Annotated in this window: 3 protein-coding genes; 2 read left to right on the forward strand and 1 reads right to left on the reverse strand. The window is 65.8% G+C overall.

The window, feature by feature from the left end; translation table 11 throughout:
* Both ACLP9N_RS11510 and ACLP9N_RS11515 read left to right on the forward strand, forming a co-directional pair.
* A partial coding sequence (locus ACLP9N_RS11510) for an acyltransferase family protein (protein ID WP_442407529.1) occupies positions 1 to 1,641 on the forward strand: 1,641 nt, incomplete at its 5' end.
* Between the two features lie 117 nt (positions 1,642 to 1,758).
* Positions 1,759 to 2,859: an NAD-dependent epimerase/dehydratase family protein gene (locus ACLP9N_RS11515; protein ID WP_442407531.1), complete on the forward strand. Its 1,101-nt coding sequence runs from the start codon at positions 1,759 to 1,761 to the stop codon at positions 2,857 to 2,859.
* Positions 2,860 to 3,185: 326 nt separating this feature from the next.
* Here ACLP9N_RS11515 and ACLP9N_RS11520 read toward each other — a convergent pair.
* The coding region (locus ACLP9N_RS11520) for a glycosyltransferase (RefSeq protein ID WP_442407530.1) at positions 3,186 to 3,530 on the reverse strand (345 nt) is incomplete at its 5' end.

Below are 3,530 nucleotides of genomic sequence, written 5' to 3' on the forward strand. Positions count from 1 at the left end.
ACCAAGGCCGATGCCCCCTTGTCGAAACGCCCGTACATGGTTGTCCTTGTGCTCGTCGCAGCCGTGTCGTTTGCGCTGTCGCTGGTGACCACCTACGTGATGCCCGCTGTGGCGTACTTTTCGCTGCCCACCCGGGCCTGGGATTTCCCGGTGGGCGCCTTGGTGTCCCTCACCGCCGGCCAGTGGCGCCGGCTGCCGCCACGGGCTGCCGCGATCACGGGATGGGCAGGACTCGGGCTGATCCTGCTGGCCTGCAACCAACTGACCCCGGATACGCCCTATCCGGGTACCGCCGCGCTGTTGCCCGTGCTCGGCTCGGCGCTGGTAATCGGCGCCGGCTGTGCTTTACCTACGAAAGGATGCGGCCGCATCCTGGCAGTGGCGCCGATGCGCGAAATCGGCCGGCTCTCCTACTCGTGGTATCTGTGGCACTGGCCGGTGCTGGTGCTCACGCCCGCGTTGCTGGGCCACCCACTAGGGTTAGCTGGCAGGTTGGCGGCGGTCCTGGTCTCCGGCGGGCTGGGAGTGCTCACCCTGCGTTTCATCGAGAACCCGCTGCGATTCGCCGCTCCCCTGCGCCGCTCTCCCCTGCGCAGTCTCGCGGTTGGCGCTTTCGCCACCGCGGTGGCGGCAGCTGTGGGCGTGGCGCTGCTGTTTTGGGTGCCCATCCCGGTCGGTCACGGTACGCCGGCTGCGCCGCTGACCATCGCTGCGGAACCTGTCCCCATGGGCGACAACATGGACGCCTACGACGCGGCGGTGCAGCAGGCGTTCGCACAGGTGCAGGCCGCGGTCACCGCGTCGGCCGATCTCAATGCCGTCCCGTCGAACCTGCAACCGCCGCTTGCCGGCGCGGCCGCCGAGCTCAAGGCCTTGTTGTTCAACGGCTGCCTGCGCGAACCGTTCCAAAGCGGACAGCCTGAATGCGCGGCGGGCGATACCGCGTCTAAGACGACGATGGCTCTGGTCGGCGACTCGCATGCCGCGATGTGGAATCCGGCGTTCCAGCAGATCGCCACGCAACGGCACTGGCGGCTCGAGATGCTGGCCAAGGGGGCCTGCCCTTTGCTGGACTTGCCCATCGCGAACAAACTCTTCAGTGGCCTGGTCGAACGTTTTGAGCACTGTGCGCAATGGCGCGGTCAAATCCTGGCGCGGTTGCGCGCCGAGCACCCGCGGCTGATCGTGGTGGGCCTGTGGCGGGGTTACGGCGCCGGCAACGGCAACGGTTGGATGTCCGGTTTCAACTCCTATGACCCGGCGTGGATCGACAGCATGACCCGCCTGGTGCAGCAGTTGCGCGGCACGGGCGCCAAGGTGATGGTGCTCGGGCCGACCCCGGATCCGCACACATCGGTGCCGACCTGCCTGTCCGGCCACCTCGACGACGCGACGGCCTGCTCGCCGCCACGATCGACGGCCGTCAACCCATCCGGCATCGCAGCCGAGATTGCCGCCACCCAAGCCGGCGGCGGACAATACACCGACCTCACCAAGCTGTTCTGCACCGCCAACCGCTGCCCGGTCATCGTCGGCAACACCCTTGTGTACATCGACGAAAGTCACCTGACGCTCGAATACTCCCGGCTGTTGGCACCGGCAATCGGGGCGCTGGCCGACCGCGCGCTCGTCCAGGGTTGACATGCTGCGCATTGTCGACGACCCCCAGCATCAAGAGAGTGCTCCACAGCCGCGTCGGCAATTATCGGATTGAGCACTCCACAGAGGAACCGGAGGCATCGGCTGTTGTCAACATCGGTGCTCGTCACTGGCGGGGCCGGATTCATTGGGTCCGCCCTCGCGCGCCGTCTCGTCAAAGCCGGTTACGACGTCGCTGTGATGGACGTCCTGCACCCGCAAGTGCATGGCGAACGTGCCGCGATCGATCTGCCGCCCTCCGCTCGGTTGTTCACCGGGGATGTCACCCATGCCCCTGATTGGGATGCTGTGCTTCGGTTGTTCCAACCTTCCCAGATCGTCCATTTGGCGGCCGAGACGGGAACGGCACAGTCGCTCTCGGAGGCGACGCGCCACGGTTCGGTAAACGTGGTGGGAACGACTCAACTTCTTGATGCCCTAAGCCGCTCAGCACTTGTGCCCGACCAGTTCGTCCTGGCGTCATCAAGGGCCGTCTACGGCGAGGGCGCTTGGCAATGCGGCACACAAACCTTCTATCCGCAGCCGCGCAGCCGCGCTCAGCTGCTGGCCGGTATCTGGGATCCGCAAGGGCCTACGGGTGAATCTGCAGTCCCGCTTCCGAGCTGTGCTGGCCGAACGGAGCCCCGGCCCACCAACGTATACGCCGCGACCAAACTCGCCCAAGAGCACATCTTGGCTGCCTGGACGGCCGCCCATGACGCCAATCTCAGCGTGCTGCGTCTGCAGAATGTCTACGGGCCGGGCCAGTCGCTGACAAATTCGTACACAGGAATAGTCGCTCTTTTCGCACGATTGGCGCGCGAGCAGCGCCCGTTGGAAGTCTACGAAGACGGTCGGATCGTGCGCGATTTCGTCTATATCGACGATGTCGTCGAGGCGCTGTTTGCTGCGATAGAGGAACCTGCGACCGAGCCACGCTTCCTCGACATCGGGTCGGGCATCGCGACGACCATCCATGAGCTGGCTCAAAAGATCGCCGCCATCTACGATGCCCCCGAACCGATCGTCGTGGCGAAATTCCGCGACGGTGACGTACGCGCCGCGAGCTGCGACATCGAGCCGGCGAAGAACGAGCTCCACTGGCGCCCGAAGTGGGCGCTCGAGGAAGGTCTCCGTGCCCTGCTTGAATGGATCGGCGAGCAGCCCGAACTACCGGTCGAGCCAAGCGATCACACACATGGGACAGCCCTCCTGAAGTAGAACATGATGAGTAGCCGTTAACCGAGGGTCTCGCTTGGAACTGCAGGGCCGCAACCGAAGTCAACGCATCTGGTCGCCGAGGCCGGGCTCGACCAGGTCCCACGGCAACTACCGGGGGCCGAGTGCTCCCCGCACTCGCGAGCATGTTGCTTGACCGTCGGAGCGGGCGCTGCGTCGGCGCCGCCGAGCGCTGGGTCGGGCGCCGCTGCCGATGGTGAAGCCTCAAGGTGTACTGTCACACAGCGACGCCGATCCGCTATGACGAGGGTGTCGGCACCTTGCAGACCTGGCCGGTGCCGATCATCCTGGCGGCGCGCCGTCGCCGATCAGCCAACACGCTTGAGGCGCGCGAAATTTTCTACAAGGTCGGCGGCGACCACAACGCTTTCGGCGGGTTTGGTCATCCGGGCGGCGAGTTCGCGGGCCCGGGTGAGGTATTGCGGGGCCAGGATGGTGCGAAGGTCCGCGACCAGCGATTCCCGGGTAGTCGCCGTAAAGCGCCGCCCAGTGCCCACCTTCAGCCGCTTGACACGACTTCCCCAGAACGACTGATCGGGCAACGTCCAGAGGATCAACGTGGGGAGTCCGGCGCGTAGGCCCGCGTTCGTGGTGCCGGCGCCACCGTGGTGAACGAACGCGCGGCAGGCGGGAAGAGTGGCCGCGTAATTCAT

Origin of the sequence: Mycobacterium sp. (assembly GCF_052144515.1) — a bacterium.
Taxonomy (GTDB): domain Bacteria; phylum Actinomycetota; class Actinomycetes; order Mycobacteriales; family Mycobacteriaceae; genus Mycobacterium.